The organism is Microbacterium enclense (assembly GCA_038182865.1).
Classification (GTDB): Bacteria; Actinomycetota; Actinomycetes; order Actinomycetales; family Microbacteriaceae; genus Microbacterium; species Microbacterium enclense_B.
This window is the reverse complement of the sequence record CP116226.1, coordinates 140483-155837: the sequence shown is the minus strand read 5'-3', so window position 1 is coordinate 155837 and position 15355 is coordinate 140483. Positions and strand designations below refer to the sequence as shown.

Annotated in this window: 11 protein-coding genes; 7 read left to right on the top strand and 4 right to left on the bottom strand. The window is 71.4% G+C overall.

Features of this window, described 5'->3' with window-relative positions; translation table 11 throughout:
- The first annotated feature begins 6 nt into the window (after nt 1-6).
- The 3 genes from PIR02_00705 to PIR02_00695 are packed head-to-tail and all read left to right on the top strand — an operon-like array spanning nt 7 to nt 3600.
- Nucleotides 7-2046 (top strand): acyltransferase family protein, encoded by a 2040-nt coding sequence (locus tag PIR02_00705; GenBank protein WZH37192.1) that lies wholly within the window; start codon nt 7-9, stop codon nt 2044-2046.
- 22 nt (nt 2047-2068) lie between these two features.
- Nucleotides 2069-2860: an ABC transporter permease gene (locus PIR02_00700; protein ID WZH37191.1), complete on the top strand. Its 792-nt coding sequence runs from the start codon at nt 2069-2071 to the stop codon at nt 2858-2860.
- Nucleotides 2860-3600, top strand: coding sequence for an ABC transporter ATP-binding protein (locus tag PIR02_00695; GenBank protein ID WZH37190.1), 741 nt, complete (start codon nt 2860-2862; stop codon nt 3598-3600). The genes PIR02_00700 and PIR02_00695 overlap by 1 nt, the downstream gene beginning before the upstream one ends.
- 22 nt (nt 3601-3622) lie before the next feature.
- Here the strand turns inward: PIR02_00695 and PIR02_00690 are convergent, their stop codons facing one another.
- From PIR02_00690 to PIR02_00675, 4 genes are read right to left on the bottom strand one after another with little or no spacing between them, the layout of a single operon-like run.
- On the bottom strand, nt 3623-4615 hold the full coding sequence (locus PIR02_00690; protein ID WZH37189.1) for a glycosyltransferase family 2 protein: 993 nt from the start codon (nt 4613-4615) through the stop codon (nt 3623-3625).
- Nucleotides 4585-6498 (bottom strand): glycosyltransferase, encoded by a 1914-nt coding sequence (locus PIR02_00685; GenBank protein WZH37188.1) that lies wholly within the window; start codon nt 6496-6498, stop codon nt 4585-4587. Before PIR02_00685 ends, PIR02_00690 begins: the two co-directional genes overlap by 31 nt.
- A gap of 49 nt (nt 6499-6547) precedes the next feature.
- Complete coding sequence (locus PIR02_00680; GenBank protein WZH37187.1) at nt 6548-7888, bottom strand: O-antigen ligase family protein; 1341 nt, start codon at nt 7886-7888, stop codon at nt 6548-6550.
- Nucleotides 7885-9285, bottom strand: coding sequence for an O-antigen ligase family protein (locus PIR02_00675; protein ID WZH37186.1), 1401 nt, complete (start codon nt 9283-9285; stop codon nt 7885-7887). The genes PIR02_00680 and PIR02_00675 overlap by 4 nt, the downstream gene beginning before the upstream one ends.
- A 61-nt stretch (nt 9286-9346) precedes the next feature.
- On the opposite strand from PIR02_00675, the gene manA reads away from it, so the two are divergent.
- The 4 genes from manA (at nt 9347) to PIR02_00655 (ending at nt 15313) form a co-directional block, all read left to right on the top strand.
- Nucleotides 9347-10510: a mannose-6-phosphate isomerase, class I gene (manA, locus tag PIR02_00670; GenBank protein ID WZH37185.1), complete on the top strand. Its 1164-nt coding sequence runs from the start codon at nt 9347-9349 to the stop codon at nt 10508-10510.
- A 146-nt stretch (nt 10511-10656) separates the two neighbouring features.
- Complete coding sequence (locus tag PIR02_00665) at nt 10657-10980, top strand: WhiB family transcriptional regulator (GenBank protein ID WZH37184.1); 324 nt, start codon at nt 10657-10659, stop codon at nt 10978-10980.
- 95 nt (nt 10981-11075) lie between these two features.
- Entirely contained in the window at nt 11076-13916 is a 2841-nt protein-coding gene (locus PIR02_00660; GenBank protein ID WZH37183.1) for a glycosyl transferase, read from the top strand.
- A complete protein-coding gene (locus PIR02_00655; protein ID WZH37182.1) occupies nt 13913-15313 on the top strand; it encodes a DUF5719 family protein in 1401 nt (466 codons plus the stop codon). The genes PIR02_00660 and PIR02_00655 overlap by 4 nt, the downstream gene beginning before the upstream one ends.
- Nucleotides 15314-15355: the final 42 nt, after the last annotated feature.

Here is a 15355-nt window from a genome sequence, read left to right as displayed (position 1 = left end):
GCCCCCGTGCGTGTGACAGACGCTTCCGTGCACCGCCCGGCGCTCGCCGGACGGGCCGACGAGGGACGGTGGGCGTACCGTCCCGACATCGACGGACTGCGCGCGGTGGCCATCCTCCTGGTCGTTTCGTACCACGTGTGGGTCGGCCGGGTCTCGGGCGGCGTCGACGTCTTCCTCATGCTCTCGGCGTTCTTCCTGACCAGGGGCTTCCTGCGACGTATGGACGGACCCACCCCGATCCGGCCCGTCCCGCACCTGATCGGCATCTTCCGGCGGCTGCTCCCCGCCGCCGCGGTCACGATCGTCGGCGTGCTCGCCCTCGTCTGGACCTTCTTCCCCGCATCGACCTGGCGCACGACGTGGGAGCAGACGTGGGCGTCGCTCCTGTACGTGCAGAACTGGGTGCTGGCGGCGGACTCCGTCGACTACTACGCGCGGGTCGAGACCCCGAGCCCGCTGCAGCACTTCTGGTCGATGTCGGTGCAAGGACAGGCGTTCGTGCTGTGGGTCGTGCTCCTGGCCGCGTGCCAGGTCGTCGTCCGCCGCTTCGGGCTGTCTCCCGATCGCGTCGTGGGCGTCGTCTTCGCCGCGGTGTTCGCCCTGTCGCTGTGCTACTCGATCGTGCGGACGGCGTCGGCTCAGCAGATCGCATACTTCGACACCGGGGCGCGCCTCTGGGAGTTCGCGGCGGGCTCCCTCCTGGTCATCGCACTCCCGCACCTGCGCCTGCGCCCTCGCCTGCGCGTCCTGCTCGGCTGGGCGGGGTTGGCGGGATTGCTCGTGCTCGGCCTGGTGCTGGACGTGCAGGGTGGGTTCCCCGGGTACCTCGCGCTGTGGCCGGTGCTCTGCGCGGCGGCCGTGGTCGTATCGGGCAGCGGCGACGAGGCGCGCGGACCCGCGCGGTTGCTGGCATCCCGTCCGATGCGCCTCCTGGGCCGCGACGCGTACGCCCTCTACCTCGTGCACTGGCCGATCCTCATCACCTTCCTCGTCGTCACCGGCGCCGACGGCGCGGGTTTCATCGGCGGAACGCTCATCATCGTGCTGTCCCTCGCCCTCGCCCGCGCACTGACAGCCGTCGTGGACGCCCCGGTCCGCGCGTGGCGGAAGGGGGATCCCTCGCGGCTCGTCCCCGTCGCGGTGCTCGTCGCGGCGACGGCTGTCGTGGTGGTGCCCGTGACGGCATGGCAGGTCTCGAGCGAGGTCGAGGCGCGCGCCATCGCCGCGCGTGCCTCCATCACCAACCCGGGAGCCGCGGTCCTGCGCGACCCCACCCTCCCCGAGCCGCCCGCGGATGCCGCGATGCTCCCGCTGGCGACGGCGCTCGAGGACGAGTGGATGCAACTCGACCGCCCCTGCTCGGGTGACCGCGTGCCGGAGAACGGCATCCTGAACGTCTCGTGCTGGGAGACCCCGCACACCGCGCGGGCCGCGCGGACCATCGTCGTCGTCGGCGACTCCCACTCGCAGCAGATGACGGCTGCGCTCCTTCCGGTTGCCGAGGAGAACGGGTGGGGAGTGGTCATGCTCGCCAAGGGCGGGTGCTCGATGGGACTGGACGAGCCGGGAATGGACGACCAGTGCGACCAGTGGCGTGAGGCAGCGATCGAGCACGTGGAACGGATCCGACCGGATGCCGTCCTCACCGTCGTGACCCGGTCCGACTGGGGCGAGCTCGACGAAGCCGTGCGCCCGGGCATCGACCGCTTCCTCGACCGCATGGGCGAGGCCGGGATCGAGGTCCTCGGGGTGCGTGACAACCCGCGGTTCCCCTTCGACATGTACAGCTGCGTGACCGAGTCGAGCGATCCGATCGACTGCGCTGTGCCGCGCGCCGGATCCCTCGCCGACGACAATCCGGCAGCGGTGCTCGACCGTACGGGCGTTCAGCTCGTCGATCTGACGCCCTGGATCTGCCCCGACGACGTGTGCGTCGGCGTCGTCGGCAACGTCGCCCTGTACCGCGACGACAACCACCTCTCGCGCGCGTACGCCACTACCCTCGCACCGTCGTTGGCCGAGCAGCTGCCCCCGAGCCTGGGATGACGCGCGTGCCAAGGACTCCGCGGTGACCCCCGCCACCGTCGGCGCCCCCGGTTCGGTGCGGCGCTCCCTCCACTCGCTGTGGCTGCTGTCGTCGCGCGACCTGCGCGTGCGGTACTCCACGAGTGCCCTGGGCTACCTGTGGTCGGTGCTCGATCCGCTCGTGATGAGCGGGATCTACTGGTTCGTCTTCACCCAGGTCTTCCACCGTTCGGTGGGCGAGGACCCGTACATCGTCTTCCTCATCACGGCCCTGCTGCCGTGGGTGTGGTTCAACTCCGCGGTCACCGACTTCACCAAGGCGTTCAAGAAGGACGCGCGTCTGGTGCGCTCCACGTCGATCCCGCGGTGGATCTGGGTGAACCGCATCGTCGTGAGCAAGGGCGTCGAGTTCCTCTTCTCCCTGCCGGTGCTCGTGCTCTTCGCCGTTTTCGGCGGAGTCCAGGTGTCGTGGGCTCTGCTCGCCTTCCCGCTCGCGGTGCTGCTGCAGACCACTCTCCTGGTCGGCCTCGGCTTGATCGTCGCGCCATTGTGCGTGATGTTCGGTGACCTCGAGCGCACCACGCGGCTCGTGCTGCGCGCGCTCTTCTACGCCTCGCCGATCATCTACGGCGTCGGCAACCTCCCCGGCGTCTTCGCCGACATCGCCGCGTTCAACCCGCTCGCGGGCATCTTCACGCTCTACCGCGTGGGCTTCTTCCCCGACCAGTGGGACCTCCTGACGGTGGTCGTGGGCGCGGCGGTGAGCCTCGGCATCCTGGCGGTCGGCCTGTGGGTGTTCCCGCGGCTGGAGCGTCCCGTGCTGAAGGAGCTGTGATGGTCGGCCCCGCGATCGAGGTGGAAGCCCTGGGCGTGCGGTTCCGCCGCAACCGCCGCGGTGCCCGCGACCTCAAAGACCTGTTCGGTGGCGCCGCGCGGCGTTCCCGCCCGGACGAGTTCTGGGCCTTGCGCGACGTGTCGTTCCGTGTGCAGCCGGGGGAGTCGATCGGCGTGGTCGGCCGTAACGGCCAGGGCAAGTCGACGCTGCTCAAGCTCGTGGCAGGAGTACTCCTGCCTGACGAGGGACGCGTCGAGGTCGACGGCGGTGTCGCCCCGCTCATAGAGATCACGGGCGGCTTCGTCGGTGATCTCACCGTGCGCGAGAACGTGCGCCTGACGGCGGGACTGCACGGGATGCCGCGCGCCGAGGTCGCGCGCCGTTTCGACGACATGATCGCCTTCGCCGAGATCGGCGACTTCGTCGACACTCCGTACAAGCACCTGTCCAACGGCATGAAGGTGCGGCTGGCCTTCTCCGTGGTGTCGCAGCTCGACGAGCCGATCCTCCTCGTCGACGAGGTGCTCGCCGTCGGCGACCGGTCCTTCCGCGAGAAGTGCTACCGCCGGATCGACGAGCTGCTCTCCGAGGGACGCACGCTCTTCTTCGTCAGTCACAACGAGAAGGATCTGCGCCGCTTCTGCACGCGGGGCCTCTACCTCGACGGTGGGCAGCTGAAGCTGGACGCGCCGATCGCCGAGGTGCTCGACCGCTACAACACCGACTACGCCACGGGCTGAGCGGGACGTCCGGAGTCGGGCGCTAGGCGACCGGTTGCGCGCGCTCGAGCGGGGGCATCGGAGTCCACGATGCGTCGCGGAGGATCCGACGGCCGTCGCGGAGCCCCCGGAAGAGGTGGCTCGTCCCTCGGAGCTTGCGCTCGACGACGACCAGGCGGATGAGCTCCTTCACGAACGTCAGCGCCGTGCCGGCCGAGAACGGCAGGGGGCGGTACACGTCGAGCTCGCGGTAGTACTTCTGCAGGTACGCGCGATTTCGCATGATGTAGTACCGGTAGGCGTCGCTCGAGGCGTTCATGTGGCGGATGCCCATGTCCCACTGCTTGATCTCGCGGGTGCGGCGCAGCACGAACTCGTTGACGATGACAGACGGCGTCTGGCGCGAGGCGAGCCACCCGTAGAGCTGGTCGTCCCAGTAGATGAAGAAGCGCGGGTCGGGAAGGCCGATCTTGGCGACGATGTCGCGGTGGATGAACATGCCCTCGAAACAGCCGGAGTTCATCGGCTTGTAGCCCGAGTCGTCGAAACCGGCGGGGGCGAAGGGGATCGGGATCGCCATCGATTCGGCCACGCGGTACTGCCAGTAGAACTCGCTGCCGTCGTAGTCGTAGCGCCGACCCTGGATGCTGCGGAAGCGCGGCGTCCAGTGGCCCATGCGGGCCAGGCCGTCGGAAACCACCTCGACGTCGTCGTCCATGAGCCAGATCCACTCGGCGCCCAGCTCGTACGCGACCCTCATTCCCTCGCTGAACCCGCCGGAGCCTCCGGTGTTCGTCTCGAGGCGGCGGTAGACCAGCTCGGTGGGGAGTCGATCGCGGAACGATTCCACGACGGCGGTCGTGTCGTCGGTGGAGGCGTTGTCGATGACGACGAGGTGCCCCGGCGCGGGGTCCATGCGTTCGACGCTCTCGAGCAGACGCGTCAGCAGGTGCGTGCGGTTGTAGGTGACGACGACGATGGTCGCGGTGGCCGGATCGAACGCGGTCACGACTGCTCCTCGAAGGTGGCGCGCCATCGGGCCTCGGAGACGAGGTCGGGCAGAGCGCGGCGGTACTGGGCGGACAGTCGGGGCCATTCCCGCTGCAGACGACGGTGCAGGCGCAGGCTCTCTCGCAGCATGCGGCGGTACTGCGCGCGGTCGCGGGTGTAGATGTTCTGTCCCGACCCGTCGGCGGCGCTGACGAGGGCGCTGTCGAAGTGCGGCACGCGCCACCAGTGCGCGTCGTTCTTGCCGAACTCGACCTCGGGCTGGGCCAGGTTCTCGGGGTGCGGGGTGTGGAACCAGTGCGACAGCAGCGTGCGGATGGTGAAAATGCGCAGGCGCAGGCCGGTGGGGCTGTCGAACTCGTGCTGCTTCAACCGCTTGAAGACCTGGCGTCCCCGGCGCGAGCGCAGCGGCACCCCCGAATCCTTGTGGACCACCGTCTCGGGGTGCTTCTTCGCGATGGCGCGGGCTTCGGGCATCGCGGTCGCGAGGCCGCGTCGCATGTGCGCCGGACCGGAGAGCACGTCGCGCAGGGCCCGGTGCCGCAGCTCCACGGGGTAGTACTGCATCATCATGAGGTGCTTCAGGTCGAGGCGTCGGCTGTGCCGGATGAGCGTTCCGCCCTGGGGGGAGTGCGAGTGCAGGAGAGCGGACACGATGCGGTTCCGCGCGTGGAAGTAGGCCTGCCAGTCGATCGAGTCGTCCTTGCCGACCCACGAGACGTGCCACAGTGCCACACCGGGCATCGACACGGTCGGGTACCCGGCATCCCGCGCTCGGAGGCAGAACTCCGCGTCGTCCCACTTGATGAAGGCGGGGAGGGACAAGCCGATCTCGCGGAGGATGCTCGTGGGGATGAGGCACATCCACCAGCCGTTGTAGTCGGCGTCGAGCCGCATGTGCAGGATGGGGCTCTGGCGAAGGTTCGCGACGCTGAAGTCGTGGGGGAGGCGCTCCTGGTACAGCGCCCGCCACATGAAGGGGGCGTCGTCGACGACCTCGGCCCACGCGTGCAGTTTGGGGCGGTCGAGCAGATCGAACATGTGGGCGCCGACGATGGTCGGGACGGAGGTGTAGCGGCCGAAGACGACGGAGCGGCGGATCGACTCCGGCTCGATGCGGACGTCGTCGTCGAGCAGCTGGACGAAGTCGCTCTCCGGGCGCTGGAGCGTCTCGGTCATGGCGCGCGCGAAGCCGCCGGAGCCGCCGAGGTTGGGCTGGCGGACGAGCTGCAGGGTCTCGCCGAGGCGGGCAGCGACCTCGGGGTACGCGTCCTGGTCGGCGACGAGATCGGTGCCCTGGTCGATGAGGAAGACCCGGTCGACGACGTCGAGCACGTCGGGCGCGTCGGCCAGCGCCTGCAGGGTGCTCACGCAGTAGTCGGGCTTGTTGTACGTGGTGATGCCGATGCTGGCCTTGCCGGCGCGGACCGGGTCTTGCTCGGTGGTCCAGGTGGCGCCCTCGAACATCGCGTCCGAGCGGTCGGCGGCCACGTCGAACCAGATCCAGCCACCGTCGCTGTACTGGTCGAGCACGAGGTCGAACGACGTCTCGGTCGATTCGCCGCGTACCTCGCGCGTCTCGATCCGCTGCTTCGTGCCGGCGCCGTTCGAGCGGTACACCAGGATCGTGGCGTCGCCCGATGTGCGCACGTTCAGGCGCACCTGGCGCACCGCCGTCCAGTGCTGCCAGTACGACGCGGGGAACGCGTTGAAGTACGTGCCGAACGACACGCGACGGCCGGCGACGATGCGCGCACGGTGACGGTCCAGGACGTTGCTCAGCTGCGCCACGTTGGTGACACGGACCGGTTCTTCGTCGATCGTCGACCACGTCTCGGGGTCGACGTAGAGGGGGAGAAGGTCGGGATCACGGTCGAGCGGGAGCACGGCGTTCTGCAGGGTGTACGTCACGAAGGGTCTTTCGTCGAAGGCGCAGGCCGTCGGGCGGCCGACCCGGAGTCTACCCGGCGGCGGTGGGCGGGCCCTGAACGCCGGGGCCGGCGTCGCGCGAGGGTGCCGGCGGCATCCGGAGTCCGAGGCTCTCACGCCACGAACGCGACTGTCCCGCCCGCACCGCGCAGACGACGAGCAGGAGCAGCCCCGCTCCCGAGAGCGTGAAGCTCTCGAACAGCGAGAACGTCAGAAGGGCGACCAGCGTGAGCGGCGTCCACGCGTGCACGACCGAGCGCCTCTCGCTCGCCACCAGCCAGCCGCGGGCGAGCGCGAGGGCACCGAGGGTGAGAAAGAGAAGGAGTCCGGCCCAGCCCAGTTGCAGGAGGACGTCGAGGTAGGCATCGAGCGCCGACGTGTGCCGCTCGCCGAGAGTGAAGTTCAGCGAGGCGAAGGGGAAGGAGTCGAGCGACCACGGGCCGAACCACCCGAAGCCCTCGACGGGCCGGTACGCCACGTACGTCAGCAGCTCCGACCACAGGTCGGTGCGCAGCGACAGGTCGGCTCGTGCATCGACCAGCGCGACCACGCCGTCGCGGAGGGCATACCCCGTGGCGACAGCGACGATGACGCCGACACCGAGGACCAGCTGGGCGAGAGGGCGACGGCGTGAGGGCAGACGGCGGACGAGAGTGAGCGCAAGCGTGGCGACACCCGTGCTCACGGCCACCGCGAGCACGGTCGGCGAACCGCTCAGCGCCGCGAGCGACCCGGCGAGGATCACGGAGGCGATCGCCGCCCCCGGTCGGACCGACTGCGTGCGGTACTCGACGAGGAAGGTGATGAGGGCGATGACCGTCACGAAGCCCAGGACGTTGCGCGTGCCGAAGAGTCCCTGCACGGGGCCCAGGGCGGCGATGTCGCCCTGGATGCCGAGGAAGGGAATGGGCAGATCGAGCAGGATGCCGCTCAGCACCTCGAGTGCGAGCGAGGCGCCGAGCAGCCAGCGGAGAACGTCTCCGAGGGCGCGCACCGTCTGCAGCGCGTCGCGGATGTGCCCGATCACGACGGCGAGGAACGACACCGCGACCAGCGCGGCCCACCCGCCGAGGCTCGCCGCGGGATCGGCGCTCCAGAGCACGCTCGCCCCCGCCCACGCCAGCAGGAGCACGAGCGTCGTCGGAGCGAGGCGGACCAGCTCGATCTCGTGGCGTCGGGCGACGAGGATCCCCCCGCCGAGGAGGCAGAGGCCCGTCTCGATCGTGCCGAGGGTGACGTCGCTCGCAAGCCCGCGGATCGCGACGGAGCCGAAGACGGTCGCGAAGACGGTCAGGGTGAAGGCTCGCGCGAAGCCCGCGGAGGCGAGGAGCGAGGACAGGGCGGCGACGGGCGCGAACGGCGCCGAGCTCACGATCCGGTGCTCTGCGGCTCGCCCCGCTCGATCGCGATGCTCTGTTCGGCGGGTCCGACGCCGACGAGCGGTGCCTGCTTGATCTTCGCCCCGAACAGCACGACGAACATCCACCCCCACAGCAGCAGGGGACCGGACTCGGTGAGCCCCTGGACGACGAGCAGCGCCCCGATGAGAGTGGGCAGCAGCGTCAGCGGAGAGTACGGCCGATCTGCGCGCAGATCCCAGCGCGGACGGTCGATCGCGAAGAACCATGACCGCCACAGGTACGCCAGGTACACCAGCGTCAACAGGAGGACCCCGACGCCGCCGAGCTGGAAGAAGATGTCGATCCAGACGCTGTGCGCTTGCACGACCGTTTGGCCGTGGTCGACGATCCAGCCGTCGATGAGCGGTTCCGAGGCGATCCACGGCGTCGAGAAGCCCCACCCGGTGACGGGCCGCTCCGCCGCGCGGGCGAGCACGTCTGCCCAGATCCCCTCACGGCCCGTGAGGTCGGCCCCGCGGCCGAGGAGTCCGAAGATCGCGTCCCGCCCGAACCAGAGCGCCGCGCCGCCGCCGAGGCCGAGCACCGCGTACAGGAGGTACCACCGGGTCCGCTCGCCGGGGCGGCTCGCCGTGCGCATCACCAGGACCGTCCCGAGCACCAGGGCCACGAAGGCCGCCGAGATCACCGCCGTGGCCGATCCCGCGCGCACGAACAGGAACGCCGCGACCGCGATCCACGCGAGGAGCAGGGTGCGCCGCGGAGCGCCCGCGGCGAAACGGATCGCGAACACGATGATGGCCACGAGCATGACCGAGGCGAGCAGGTTCGCGTTTCCGAAGATGCCCTGGATGCGCCCGCCGTCGAAGAGGTTGTCTCGCGACCAGTACACGATCGGATCCATCCGCGAGGTCGGCAGGACGAAGCCCGGGAGGATCGGGCCGCGGACGAACAGCGAGACCGCGACCTCGAACAGCAGCGACAGCCCGACGATCCATTTCGCCGCGGACGCCACGGCACGCACCACGTCGCGCCACGTCAGCACCGCACCGATGAACAGTCCCTGGAACGTCGTGATGAGCAGGAGCAGAAGGGTGAGGATGGATGCCGCCGGCCACGCGCTCCACAGCACGGAGAGGACGGCCCACGCGACGTACGCGAACGCGAGCCAGGGGAGGCGGCGCACCGCGACGGGCGGGCGCACGACGAGCCAGACGGTCGCGGACACGATCGCGGAGGCGATCACCACGACGGTGCTGAGCGTCGGGCCGACCGCGTTGACGAGCCCCACGCCGCCGAGGGCCAGGACGATCACGAACACGCACCACGCGCGCAGCAGCAGATGGCCCGTGGTCTCGCGAACGGGAGCCGTCGGCGGTGCCGAGACCGGGTGGTTCGTGTACATGGCCATGGTGGATTCAGGCTACCGCCCGGGTCCCGGTCCCGACGGGCGGGAACGCTAGGCTTTCGCCGTGCTGGTTGCCCTCTCGAACACGCCCCGCGCCTACGCGTGGGGAAGCCCGACCCTCCTCGCCGACCTCGAAGGACGCACCCCCACGGGTGCTCCCGAAGCGGAGGTGTGGTTCGGTGACCACCCCGGCTCGCCCGCCGAGGTGCTCGACGGCTCTGGCGCGACCCTCGACGAGTGGCTGCCGGCCGCGGCGCGTGAGACGGGATCCCCGGAGAAGCTGCCCTATCTGCTGAAGCTGCTCGCGGCCGGGGCGCCCCTGTCGATCCAGGTCCACCCCTCGAAGGCGCAGGCCGTGGAGGGCTTCGCCCGGGAGGAAGCCGCCGGCGTGCCGCGCGACGCGGGGTCGCGCAACTACAAGGACGACAACCACAAGCCCGAGGTCATCGTCGCCCTGAGCGAGACGTTCACCGCTCTCGCAGGCCTGCGCGACGTCGAGCAGACGCAGCGACTCGTGGCCGACCTCGCCGACGGGGAGGGGGTGGCCCAGCTCCGCGCCCGGCTCTCGGCCGACGCCGCCGCCGAGGGACTGCGTGCCGCGATCGGCTGGGCCCTGGGAGAGGCCACGAGGGCGCAGATCGAGCAGATCGTCGAGGCGGCGGCATCCGTGTCGTCCCCTTCCTTCGCGGCGGAGTCGGCTCTGGTCCGCCAGCTCCGCGAGTCCTACCCGGGCGATCCCGGCATCGTCGTGGCGCTGCTGATGAACCTCGTCGAGCTCCGTCGCGGCGAAGCGATCTTCGTTCCGGCCGGGGTGCTCCACGCCTACGTCGCCGGCCTGGGCGTGGAGATCATGGCGGCGAGCGACAACGTGCTGCGTGGCGGACTCACCCCCAAGCACATCGACGTGCCGGAACTGCTGGGCCTCGTCGATTTCCACCCCGCGGCGCCGCCGCGCCTGCTCCCCACGACGACCGCTGACGGTGCAGAGCTGTTCGCGCCCGGCATCGCGGACTTCGCACTCGCCCACGTCGATGCGTCGGCGTCTGCGACGCCGGTCGATCTGCGCGGCGTCTCGATCGCGGTGGGCGTCGCGGGTCACGCGACGGTCACGGGCGCGTCGGGAGCGCGCGTGACCCTCGCACCCGGGCAGGCGGCCCTGGCGACGACCGACGAGAGCCCGCTGACGGTTCAGGGCGGCGAGGTCTTCGTCGCCATGCCGGGGGAGTGACGCGCGCGACACGCCGAGGGCGCGGGTGAAGGTTCACCTCTGCCTTGAGGGTTTACGATCCGCGACTTGACCAATCCGAATGACACGGGTGTAATTACTCGTACGCGAAAACGCGTGGCGGGGGCTCGAGCGAGGCGGAGGACGACATGACGACGTCGCAGTACCGGTCCGGTGTTCCGGACAACTGGTTCGTCGATCCGGTCGACCTCGGCGTTCCCGGCGTTCGCCGGGATATCGATTCCGTCGAGGAGAACACCCTCGCGTGGCAGACCGATGCGCTCTGCGCTCAGACCGACCCCGAGGCGTTCTTCCCCGAGAAGGGCGGATCCACGCGCGACGCGAAGCGCATCTGCACCTCCTGCGACGTCAAGTCGGAGTGCCTCGAGTACGCCCTGCAGAACGACGAACGGTTCGGCATCTGGGGCGGTCTCAGCGAGCGCGAGCGCCGCAAGCTCAAGCGTCGCGCCTGACTCGGCGACCGACGGGCGACGCGGTCCTGAGCGATCCCCCTCCGCTCGGCGCGGCGTCGGCGAACGCGGGGGAGCGCGCTTAGGCTGACTGCGCCATGCCCGCCCGTGTTCACGCCATCCTCGTCGTCCGCCCCGAGGGACGGACTCCTGCCGCGCACCATCTGACGCGCACTCTGGCGGCCATCGCCGCCCAGAGCCGCCCCGTCGACGCGCTCACCATCGTCCTGTGCGGAGCGGATCCCGCTCTGACGCAGCTCGCCGCCTCGTCGGGTGCCGAGGGCGTCATCACCGCCGCCGCCGGGACGCCCTTCGCCGTCGCGACGGCGCTGGCGACCCCTCGACTCACGGGCGACGCGGTGTGGCTGCTCGCCCAGGACACGGCTCCCGAACCCGACGCTCTCGTCCGTCTCGCCGGCGCGCTGGAGCTGTCGCCGTCGCTCGCGGTCGCGGCTCCCAAGCTCGTCCGCTGGGACGAGCCCGAGGAGATCGTGTCGCTCGGTGTCAGCCTCACCCGCTACGGCCGTACGGTCGAGCTCGCGGCCGGGGAGTTCGATCAGGGGCAGCACGACGGCGACGCCGACGTCCTCGGCGCCGATGTGCGCGGCCTGTTGATCCGCCGCGAGTCGTGGACCGCCCTGGGCGGGCTCGACCCGGCCCTCGGCGGTGCCGACGAGGGCGTCGACCTCGGTGTGTGCGCGCGCCTCGCGGGAGACCGTGTCTCGCTCGTGCCCTCCGCGCGGGTCGCGGTGGCCGGTGACGGTGTCGCGGCCATGGCGCGCGGTCGCCGCCGCGCCCGGCGCCGGGCTTTCGCCGAGCGCACCGCGCAACTGCACCGCCGTCTCGCCTACGCGCCGGCCGCTGCCGTCCCGCTGCACTGGTTGTCGTTCCTGCCGCTCGCGTTGTGGCGCAGCATCCTGCACCTCGTCGCCAAGGCGCCGTACCGCGTGCTTCCCGAGTGGGGTGCCACGATCCTCGTCATGGCCCGCATGGCTGCCGTCGCCCGCGCCCGTCGCCGCATCCGCACGGTGCGCGCGGTCGGGTGGTCGCGCATTGCGCCGTTGCGCGTCTCACGGGGCGAGATGCGCTTGCGCTGGGAGTCCGACGGCGCCGTCGTCGACGCTCCGGTGCGCTCCGAGCTGCGCTTCTTCACCGGGGGCGGCGCGTGGGCCGTGCTCGGTGCCCTCGCGGTCTCGGCGGCCCTGTTCTTCCCCCTCCTGGCCTGGCCGGTGCTCGGCGGAGGTGCGCTGGCGCCGTTGCGGGCGACCGTCGTGCAGCTCTGGCAGGACGCGGCGTGGGGCTCGCGGGCCCTCGGATGGGATGCCGTGGGCCCGGCCGATCCGTTCTCCGCGGTGATCGCGCTCATCGGCACCCTCTCGCCCGGTGACCCCTCCCGTGCCCTCGTCGTGCTCTGGGTGCTCGCTCTCCCGCTCGCCGTGCTCGGCGGGTGGTTCGCAGCGACCCGCATCACCGAGTCGTCGCTCCTGCGCATCACCGCGGCCGTCGCCTGGGCGCTCGCGCCGACGTTCCTCGCCGCGATCGTGGAGGGCCGCCCGGCGGCCCTGCTCGTGCACCTGCTCCTGCCGTGGCTGTTCTACGCCGCGAGCGTCGCGCACCGTGCCTGGGCGCCGGCGGGCGCGGCATCCATCCTTCTGGTGCTGGTTCTCGCGTGCGCGCCCTCGCTCGCCCCTGCGGTCGTCGTGCTGTGGTCGGCGGCCCTCGTGGTCGTCGCCCTCGTGGCCGCGCGCGGAGTGGCGCGCGTGGTGTGGCTCGTGGTGCCCTCGATCGTCGTGTTCGCCCCGCTCGTGTGGACCCAAGTGCGTGCGGGCAACCCATGGGGGCTGCTCGCCGACCCCGGCGTCCCTTACGCCGGTGACGAGGTGTCGGCGAACCCGCTCGGCCGCGCGCTCGTCGCCGCCGGATTCCCCAGCTCCGATCCCGGCGGATGGGCCACCGTGTTCGACGGTCCCGTCTGGTGGGTGGGCCTGCTGATCGCCCCGCTCGCCGTGCTCGCGCTGCTGGCGGTCCTCACGCCGCGGTGGGTCACGGCATCCGCTCTCCTCGTGATCGCGGCGGTGGGGCTGGCCACCGCGTTCGCGGCGGTGGGCGTCGCCGTCTCGTTCGATCACGGCACCCCCGTGCCGCTGTGGCCGGGTGCGGGTCTCAGCCTCGCGTGGCTCGGCGTGGTCGGGAGCGCGATGGTGGCCCTGGATGCCGGAATCGTCGAGCGCGTCCGCGTGCTGCGACCCATCGGCGCTCTGGTGACCCTCGTCGCGCTGGTGGTCGCCGTCGGCCCGGCCCTCACCGCTTCGGCGGATCAGTCCACCCCGCGCTCGGTGCTCACGAACGGCCCGACCTCGACGCTGCCGGCGTTCGTCGCCGCCGAGGGGCGCGGCTCCACCTCGATCGGCACGATCGTCCTCGACCCGCGCGCCGACGGACTGCGCGTGGACGTCGTCTGGGGCGGCAGCGCCACGGTCGGGGGACAGAGCACCGTCCAGGCCACGCGCACCGAGGCGCGGCCGGCCGACGTCGAGCTCGCCGATCTGGCCGCCGACCTGTCGACCCCGTCGTCGGACGATGTGGTGGAGCGCCTCGCAGAACGGGGAATCGGCTTCGTCCTGCTGCAGGCCGCTCCGGCGGGCGAAGACGATGTGATCCGTGGCGCGCGCCTGGCCGCGGCGACGTCGTTGGACCAGCGCGATGCGCTCGACAGCGTCGGCGCGACATCGCGCGGAGACCTCTGGCGCGTGACCGCCGACGTGCAGCCGCGAGCGCCGATCGACGCCCATCAGTCGCGTCTGCAGAGCCTCGTGACGGTGGGATCGCTCGGCGTCCTGCTCATCGCGTTGCTGCTGGCCGTGCCGACTGCCGCCTCGCGCCGGGTGGCCCGGCGAACGCCCCGCATCGTGGGCCCGAACCCGGGAGGGAACCGATGACCAGCGATCGCCGACTCGTCCGCTGGGCGACGACCAGTGCGCGCGTGGTGGCGGGGTCCGTCGTGGCCGGAGCGGTCGTCGTCGGAACCGTCGCGGGGATCGCCGCCCCGTGGCCCACGCTGACGGCGACTCCCGTGCGGGTCCAGGCGACTCCCGCTCCTTCCGACACCGTCCTCGCGTGCGACGGTCCCCTGCTCGCTCTCGGTCGGACCGCGGAACAGGCGGGTGCGTTGACCGCGGCCGCGGGACAACAGGTCGTGAGCGGCCCGGCCGGCAGCGACGCGACGACCAGCGCCCTGAGCGGTTCCACCCCCGACGGGTCCGGTGACGCGACGGCGCTGCGCGCACAGCCGCGCGACGGCGCGGCGGCCCCCCTCGCCGCCGCGGGATCGGCGACGGCGACCTCCGAAGACCTCATCGGTTTCTCGGCATCCGCCTGCCGTACCCCGCTGGCGGAGTCATGGCTGGTGGCCGGAGCGTCGACGACGGGGGCGAACGACCTCGTCGTGCTCGGCAACCCCGGTGATGTGCCCGCCACCGTGCAGCTGTCGGTCTACGGCGCGCAGGGCGTGTCGACGCCCCCGGGTGGCAGCAACATCGTCGTGCCTCCCGGCGGGCAGCGCGTGGTTCCGCTGGCCGGTCTCCTCCTCGGCGAGGAGAGTCCGGTCGTGCGCGTCGTCGCCTCGGGTGCCCCGGTGCACGCGTCGCTGCAGGCGAGCCTCACCCGCCTTCTTCTTCCGGGCGGCGTCGACCAGGTCGCCCCGTCCGCTCAGGCCGACACGCGTCTGGTCATCCCGGGCGTGCAGATCCTCACGGCTGGGGGGAGCGAGGCGGGGACGGTGCTGCGCCTGCTCGCCCCCGGCGCCGACGCGACCGCGACCGTGACGCTGACGCCCGTGGGCGCGGGTGCGGCATCGGGTGCTCCGCGCCAGGTGCCCCTCGAGGCGGGCAAGCCGACTTCCCTCGACCTGTCGGGTGTGGATGCCGGGGCCTACACGGTCGAGGTCACCGCCGATCAACCGCTCGTCGGCGGTGCGTGGTCGACGACGGGGTTCGGCGAGGGCGCCGACTTCGCCTGGTACGCCCCGTCTCCGGCCTTCGCCGTGCCGAGCGCCGTGGCCGTCGCCACCGGCGCGGGTGCCGCGCTGGTCATCACCGCCGAGCCGGGCTCGGGTGACGTGACGGCGACCCTGACCCCGATCGACGGGGGTGAACCGCTCACCCTCGCCGTCCCGAGCGGCGCAACGGCGTCTCTCGCGGTCGCCGCCGGCGTGTACACGCTCGACCCGGGTGGCGCGGTGCGCGCGGCGGTCACCTACACCTCGACCGGTGCCCTGGCGGGGTACCCGCTGTGGCCGGCGACGAGCGCCGAGTCCGCGGTGACGGTTCTGCCGTAAGCGCCGCGCGGGCGTCTCTCCACGAGCAGGTGTTCACCGCGC

Coding starts and splice junctions, on each gene's coding strand:
- PIR02_00695 (WZH37190.1), top strand. CDS start 2,860: ATGGTCGGCCCCGCGATCGAGGTGGAAGCCCTGGGCGTGCGGTTCCGC.
- PIR02_00690 (WZH37189.1), bottom strand. CDS start 4,615: ATGGCGCGCCACCTTCGAGGAGCAGTCGTGACCGCGTTCGATCCGGCC.
- PIR02_00675 (WZH37186.1), bottom strand. CDS start 9,285: ATGGCCATGTACACGAACCACCCGGTCTCGGCACCGCCGACGGCTCCC.
- PIR02_00665 (WZH37184.1), top strand. CDS start 10,657: ATGACGACGTCGCAGTACCGGTCCGGTGTTCCGGACAACTGGTTCGTC.
- PIR02_00660 (WZH37183.1), top strand. CDS start 11,076: ATGCCCGCCCGTGTTCACGCCATCCTCGTCGTCCGCCCCGAGGGACGG.
- PIR02_00655 (WZH37182.1), top strand. CDS start 13,913: ATGACCAGCGATCGCCGACTCGTCCGCTGGGCGACGACCAGTGCGCGC.